This window comes from Phenylobacterium sp. (assembly GCF_044372605.1).
Classification (GTDB): domain Bacteria; phylum Pseudomonadota; class Alphaproteobacteria; order Caulobacterales; family Caulobacteraceae; genus Phenylobacterium.
Genome location: NZ_JBILRO010000016.1, coordinates 22,724 through 28,938, shown reverse-complemented (window position 1 = coordinate 28,938; position 6,215 = coordinate 22,724). Strand labels below are relative to the sequence as shown.

Annotated in this window: 7 protein-coding genes; 3 read left to right on the top strand and 4 right to left on the bottom strand. The window is 65.4% G+C overall.

From position 1 onward, the window contains the following. On the top strand, nt 1–487 hold a 487-nt coding region (locus ACIQ42_RS02995; RefSeq protein ID WP_397420738.1), incomplete at its 5' end, for a 2,3,4,5-tetrahydropyridine-2,6-dicarboxylate N-succinyltransferase. Here ACIQ42_RS02995 and ACIQ42_RS02990 read toward each other — a convergent pair. Further along, a complete protein-coding gene (locus tag ACIQ42_RS02990; protein ID WP_397420737.1) occupies nt 465–1,268 on the bottom strand; it encodes a methyltransferase domain-containing protein in 804 nt (267 codons plus the stop codon). The genes ACIQ42_RS02995 and ACIQ42_RS02990 overlap by 23 nt on opposite strands. Before the next feature lie 99 nt (nt 1,269–1,367). On the opposite strand from ACIQ42_RS02990, the gene katG reads away from it, so the two are divergent. Beyond that, entirely contained in the window at nt 1,368–3,557 is a 2,190-nt protein-coding gene (gene katG, locus ACIQ42_RS02985; RefSeq protein WP_397420736.1) for a catalase/peroxidase HPI, read from the top strand. 20 nt (nt 3,558–3,577) lie between these two features. On the opposite strand, the gene ACIQ42_RS02980 is transcribed toward katG, so the two are convergent. The 3 genes from ACIQ42_RS02980 to ACIQ42_RS02970 all read right to left on the bottom strand — a co-directional run bounded on the left by ACIQ42_RS02980 (nt 3,578) and on the right by ACIQ42_RS02970 (nt 5,566). Next, entirely contained in the window at nt 3,578–3,754 is a 177-nt protein-coding gene (locus ACIQ42_RS02980; RefSeq protein ID WP_397420735.1) for a hypothetical protein, read from the bottom strand. Between the two features lie 85 nt (nt 3,755–3,839). Next, the gene (locus ACIQ42_RS02975) at nt 3,840–4,376 is read right to left on the bottom strand and encodes an RcnB family protein (protein WP_397420734.1); all 537 of its coding nucleotides are present in this window, start codon (nt 4,374–4,376) and stop codon (nt 3,840–3,842) included. A gap of 137 nt (nt 4,377–4,513) precedes the next feature. Beyond that, nucleotides 4,514–5,566 (bottom strand): 2OG-Fe(II) oxygenase, encoded by a 1,053-nt coding sequence (locus ACIQ42_RS02970; RefSeq protein ID WP_397420733.1) that lies wholly within the window; start codon nt 5,564–5,566, stop codon nt 4,514–4,516. A gap of 70 nt (nt 5,567–5,636) precedes the next feature. Here ACIQ42_RS02970 and ACIQ42_RS02965 point away from each other — a divergent pair, with 70 nt between their 5' ends. After that, nucleotides 5,637–6,059 (top strand): DUF4118 domain-containing protein, encoded by a 423-nt coding sequence (locus ACIQ42_RS02965; RefSeq protein ID WP_397420732.1) that lies wholly within the window; start codon nt 5,637–5,639, stop codon nt 6,057–6,059. Nucleotides 6,060–6,215 lie beyond the last annotated feature (156 nt).

Below are 6,215 nucleotides of genomic sequence, written 5' to 3'. Positions count from 1 at the left end.
AGGGGCGTTCATCGCGCGCAATGTGGTGCTGATGCCGTCGTTCGTGAACATCGGCGCCTATGTGGACGAGGGGACCATGGTCGATGGCTGGGCCACGGTCGGGTCCTGCGCCCAGATCGGCAAGAACGTGCACCTCTCAGGCGGCGCAGGCATTGGCGGGGTGCTGGAGCCGCTGCAGGCCAATCCCACGATCATCGAGGACAACTGCTTCATCGGCGCGCGCTCCGAGGTCGCCGAGGGTGTGATCGTGCGGGAAGGCAGCGTGCTGTCGATGGGCGTCTACCTGACCTCGACCACCCCCATCGTCGACCGCAAGACCGGCGCGGTCTTCACCGGCGAGGTGCCGCCCTATTCGGTGCTGATGTCCGGATCGCGCCCCAACGCCATGGACCCGTCACTGCCCTCGACCTATTGCGCCGTGATCATGAAGACGGTGGACGAGCGCACCCGTTCGAAGACCTCGATCAACGAGCTGCTTCGGGACTGACCGGCGCCGGATAGGCGGTATCGCCTGCGATCGACCCGAGCGCCGCCCGGCGCCAGTCAAAGCCTTCTACGTCGCGCACTTTCTGCGCGACGATGTTGCTGTGGCAGTAGAGCGCCCTCACGGGCTGGAACCGCAGGTAACGATCGGCGTAGGCGGAGAAGCGCCCGACGATCGGGTTCTGCATCGCGGCCTCCACGCACTCGAAGCCCAGCGCCGGCGAAAACAGAGCCCTCAGACCCATGTCGCTGAACTGGAAGAAGTGCCAGGGCCGTTCGTGCGACGAATAGGAAAAGTGGGTCTCGACGAACACCAGCCCGCCCGGCTTCAGCACCTGGGCGATCTCCTCGGCAACCACCCACGGCATGGCCAGGTGTTCGAAGACCGCCGTCGAGTAGACCACATCGAACAAGCCCTCAACGAGGTCAGACAAGCGATGCGCGTCGCCGGCCACGTCGACGTTCGGACCCGGGTAATAGTCGAACCCGACATACTCCGCGTGCGACAGTCGACCCCGCATGGGCGGACCACCCGCCACCTCGCGGCTGCCGATCTCGAGGATGCGGAAGCCAGGCTTGTCGCCTGCCTCCACCACGCGGTCGGCAAAAGTCGCGTGAGCGGTCAGGCGGGTCGGACCCGGTACATCAGCCGCCAGATAGGCCTTGTCCAGGCGTGGTCCGGCCGCAGAGAGCACAAGGCGTAAAATAGTCCCGCCGACCTCACGCATCGCCGATGCCAATCCCAATGCCCTACTCCTGCCGGCCGCCGCGCAGAGCGTCGCCATCGTATCGCTCTATTTTGAATATAAGAACTATCGATTGGATCGATATCAATATGTTGCCTACATCCGTCTGCGAAGATCAGACGCTAGCAGGAGCCGCTCATGTCCACCGAGTCCAAATGCCCTATGGCGGGCGCACGCCGAGCCACCACCGCTGGCGCGTCTGGCAACGCGACCTGGTGGCCGAACCAGCTCAACCTCAGGGTCCTGCACCAGCACTCGCCCGTGTCCGACCCGATGGGCCCGGCTTTTGACTACGCAGCAGAGTTCAAGACGCTCGACCTCGATGCGGTGGTGGCCGACCTCCACGCCCTGATGACCGACTCCCAGGACTGGTGGCCCGCCGACTATGGCCACTATGGCCCCTTCTTCATCCGTATGGCCTGGCACAGCGCCGGCACCTATCGCACGGGCGATGGTCGCGGCGGCGCGGGCTCGGGCACGCAGAGGTTCGCACCGCTCAACAGCTGGCCGGACAACGGCAACCTCGACAAGGCGCGGCGCCTGCTGTGGCCGATCAAGCAGAAGTACGGCCGCAAGCTATCCTGGGCCGATCTGATGATCCTGGCCGGCAACGTCGCGCTGGAGTCCATGGGCTTCAGGACCTTTGGCTTTGGCGGCGGACGCGTCGACGTCTGGGAGCCAGAGGAAGACATCTACTGGGGTCCCGAGGGCAAGTGGCTGGCAGATGAGCGTTACAGCGGCGACCGCGACCTGGAAGCGCCGCTGGCGGCGGTCCAGATGGGGCTGATCTACGTCAACCCGCAGGGACCGAACGGCAACCCTGACCCGCTGGCCTCGGCCCGCGACATACGCGAGACCTTCGCACGCATGGCCATGGACGATGAGGAAACCGTGGCCCTAATCGCCGGCGGCCACACCTTCGGCAAGGCACACGGCGCGGCCGATCCGGATCAGTATGTGGGTCCCGAGCCGGAAGCCGCCGCCATGGAGGAACAAGGCTTCGGCTGGGCCAACAGGTTCGGCAGCGGCAAGGGCGTGCACACCATCACCAGCGGACTGGAGGGCGCCTGGACGCCCACGCCGATCACCTGGGACAACAGTTACTTCGACACCCTGTTCGGCCATGAATGGGAACTGACCAGGAGTCCGGCCGGCGCCCAGCAGTGGACGCCAAAGGCTGGCGCCGCGGCCGACGCGGTGCCGGACGCCCATGATCCGTCGCGCCGGCACGCCCCGATGATGGCCACCACTGACCTGGCGCTGCGGGCCGACCCCGACTATCTGCGCATCTCGAAACACTTCCACGAAAACCCCCAGGCTTTCGCCGACGCCTTCGCCCGCGCCTGGTTCAAGCTGACCCACCGCGACATGGGCCCCCGCGCCCGTTACCTGGGCCCGCAGGTCCCCGCCGAAGTGCTGATCTGGCAGGATCCGGTTCCGGCCGTGGACCACGCCCTGATCGACGCTGCGGATGTCGCGGCCTTGAAGGCCGGGATCCTGGCCGCCGGCCCGAGCATCACCGAGCTGGTTGAAACGGCCTGGGCCTCGGCATCGACCTTCCGGGGGTCCGACAAGCGCGGCGGAGCCAACGGCGCGCGCGTTCGACTGGCGCCGCAGAAGGACTGGGCCGTCAACAAGCCGGAACAACTGGCGCGGGTGCTGGCGGCGCTGGAGACCGTTCAGGCCGAATTCAATATCGGGCGCACCGATCGCAAGCGGGTCTCGCTGGCAGATCTGATCGTGCTAGGCGGCGACGCGGCGGTGGAAGCCGCCGCCAGGGCCGCGGGACACGACGTCACCATCGGCTTCACGCCCGGACGCACCGACGCGTCGCAGGACCAGACGGACGTGGACTCCTTCGCCGTTCTTGAGCCGGCCGCTGACGGGTTCAGGAACTATCTGAAGCCTGACCTGGCGATCTCCGCCGAGGAGTTGCTGCTTGATCGCGCGCAGCTTCTGACCTTGTCGGCGCCGGAAATGACAGTGCTGGTGGGTGGCCTGCGCGCCCTGGGCGTTACATCCGGCGAGGCGGCGCATGGCATTCTGACAGCCCGCCCCGGCGTGCTGACCAACGACGTCTTCGTCAATCTGACCGACATGGCCACCGAGTGGCGGCCCGTGGTGGCGGCCGGCGTCTTCGAAGGGCGCGATCGAGCCTCCGGGGCGCTGACGTGGATCGCCACCAGGGCAGATCTGGTGTTCGGCTCGAACTCCCAGCTGCGCGCCATTGCCGAGGTCTATGCCAGTGACGACGCCGAGGCAGCCTTCGTGGCCGACTTCGTGAAGGCCTGGACCAAGGTGATGAACCTGGATCGCTTCGACCTCTGACGCGACGGCGGAGGCAAGGTTCAGTGGGTGCTGTCGGAGTCCATGACGTGCTCGTAAACCGCCTTCGCCGTTCCCGCGATGGTGCTGGCAGCGGTGCGTAGCGCCGTCTCACCCACGTAGGTTTCCGCTGCGTCTGAAAGCGCCATCAGTTCCTCGGCCACGGCCGCCAGCTTCAGATAGACGTCACGATCGTTCATAGCCCCTTGTCGACCAGGTTCCCTGCGTCACGCAAGGGCGGTCAAGCCGGGCTGCAAATTTGGCCTGCAGCCCGGGATTTCGCACTCAATAGCCGTTGACCACCACGCTGGCGATCAGGCCGGTCGCCACAATCAAACGGACAAAATTGCCATCGGCATAGATCCAGCGCTGGCCTCGGGGGGCCTGCGGCAGGCCATAGTAGTGGGGTTCCTGGACATAGAAGCGGCGATAGGCGCGTGGCACATAGGCGCCACGGCGCCAGGTGCGGCCACGCACGCTGGTTTGGTATCCATAGCCGGGCGCGAACCAATATCCGGAGCGCTGACCGCGGTAGGATTTCCACTCCGTCCGCTCCCGCCACGTCTCCTGCCGACTGCGGTCGTAGCGTAGCTCGCGCAGGCTCTCGCGCACGTCGGCGCGATCGCGGGCCAGCTCACGCTGCTCCTGTTGGGTAACTACGCCGTCGCGGCAAGCGTCGCGTTGGTCTGCCTTCAACGCCTGGCGGTTTTCGCGGCGCTCCTGCCGATCCTCACGCTGTTCTCGACCTGGTTGAGCCGCTTCGACGACGACAGGTGTCAGTGACGTCGACAGGGCCAGCAGCAAGATCAATACGGACTTCATGGGAATTCCTCTGAGGGGTGGTCCCCACAGCACCAACCCGGCGAAGCGCGTTTGGTTCATCTGGCGCAGCACACCAACGGTCGCTGACCGCCTTCATTGCGTACCCGGGGCATGACTGCGCACTTGGATCGCGCACGCTAGGAGGGGGGTGCAGCCCCCGTCACCAGAAGATGCTGGTTCTGCTCCCGGAGCCGCGCCCCGGCCTCATCGAACAGGAACGGCAAAAAGGCGTACCGCGTGCCGCGTGTCACCGGGGTCGCCTCATGCAGCAGCGAGCAGGAAAACACCACCGCACCGCCGGTGGGCGGGCGGTAGGTACGGGATCCAAACTCCGGAAAGCGCAGGTCGCCACCCTCAAATTCCTCGGCATTCAGATTGATGGAGACGGCGAACTTGCGATGAGCGGTGGCCGAGGTCGTGTTGTCCCGGTGCGCCTTGAAATACCCCCCGTCCGAGGCGTCGTAGCAGGCGACGATATAGCGTTCGATCCTTGTCACCTGAAACTGGAAGGCCTTGAAGATCTCCGGAACCAGCCGCTTGTCCACCCGGTGGCGCAGGGCGGCCATCAGCGGCTCATCGGTGATCGTGGTGTCCCGGCGACGTTTAAAATCGTCCAGCACACCAATGGTCTTGCCGTCCTTTTCCCGCATCACCCCGGAGGGGGCGCCTCCATCAGCCAGGTACAGATCAATCAGTTGCCGGCAAAGCTGGGGTTCCAGCACCCGGGGCACGATCATCACCGGCGCATGCAGGGGCACCGCAGCGTGATCCTCAGGCGGCCCCATGCGCACCAGATGGTCCAGGAGCGCGGGCGCCTGATTTGGATCCGTCCAGGCCAGCACGCGCTGCGAGGGATCAATCGCCACCCAACGCGGCGCGACGCGACCATCCGGACCCTCCGCATCATAGAGCCGCCGCAGCGTCCCGTCGAAGTCCGCGAACCAACGCGTCAGGCCGGAGTTTCGGGCCCTGTCGAACGAGGCCTGATCCGGCAACACCCCGAAGAACAGGCAATTCTCGTCGTTGAAGAGATGCCGGTAACGCCCAACCAGCGTAAGGGCTGCATCACGTTCCGGCCCTGGCTCCGGCAGGAACGCCAGAACCACATACCGACCCCCGACGCTCGAAAGCGCGAACTGGGGATTGACCGGAGACAATGCCTTGAAGAGCGGCGCCGGAGCACCCGTCATCAGTCCCATAACCCCTCCCAACCCATTCTATGGGCACCGTCAGGTTGCGTTTGCCGCAGGCTTTGATCAAATGACAGAGATGGTCAGGCCTGAAAAGCGACCCAGTTGGCGCCTCCTGCAGTTTGCGATCACCATGATCGTGGCGGGCTTGCTGCTGGCTGTCACCACCTGGGTGCGGATGGCCTTGATACCCTACCTTGGCGGCCTCTCCCCGTTCATGCTGTACATCGCCGCTGTGCTGGTAGCAGGGCTGGTGCGAGGGCCGCTGTGTGGTGGGCTGGTGATGCTGGGCGGCGGTTTGCTGGGCTACGAGCTGTTTCTCAGCCCCGACGGCGTAGCTCAGAAGGGGTCCATGCTGGCCCTGATGATGTTCTGGGGTGTCGCTACGCCAGTTCTGGCCACCGCCAGCGAGCTGCGCAGCCAGCTTCGTGACGCCATGACCCGCCTATCTGCGGCGATCGACCGCAAGGGCAACAATCGCATCATTTCCTGACATCGCCGCCGGTACAGCCGGCCCCGGGCCCCGCAGGTCTTGCCCTGCTGCTGCGGTTCAGCCAAAGGCTGCAATATGTCGAAGGACCCCCGGAAGGACCGATCAGCAGGCGCTGCACGCATTCTGGCAGGCCTCTGCGTCGCACTGGCCGCAATG

What these genes read in the sequence shown, in the direction of transcription:
- ACIQ42_RS02990 (WP_397420737.1), bottom strand. Translation starts at nt 1,268, where the DNA reads ATGGCGACGCTCTGCGCGGCGGCCGGCAGGAGTAGGGCATTGGGATTG.
- katG (WP_397420736.1), top strand. Translation starts at nt 1,368, where the DNA reads ATGTCCACCGAGTCCAAATGCCCTATGGCGGGCGCACGCCGAGCCACC.
- ACIQ42_RS02980 (WP_397420735.1), bottom strand. Translation starts at nt 3,754, where the DNA reads ATGAACGATCGTGACGTCTATCTGAAGCTGGCGGCCGTGGCCGAGGAA.
- ACIQ42_RS02975 (WP_397420734.1), bottom strand. Translation starts at nt 4,376, where the DNA reads ATGAAGTCCGTATTGATCTTGCTGCTGGCCCTGTCGACGTCACTGACA.
- ACIQ42_RS02970 (WP_397420733.1), bottom strand. Translation starts at nt 5,566, where the DNA reads ATGACGGGTGCTCCGGCGCCGCTCTTCAAGGCATTGTCTCCGGTCAAT.
- ACIQ42_RS02965 (WP_397420732.1), top strand. Translation starts at nt 5,637, where the DNA reads ATGACAGAGATGGTCAGGCCTGAAAAGCGACCCAGTTGGCGCCTCCTG.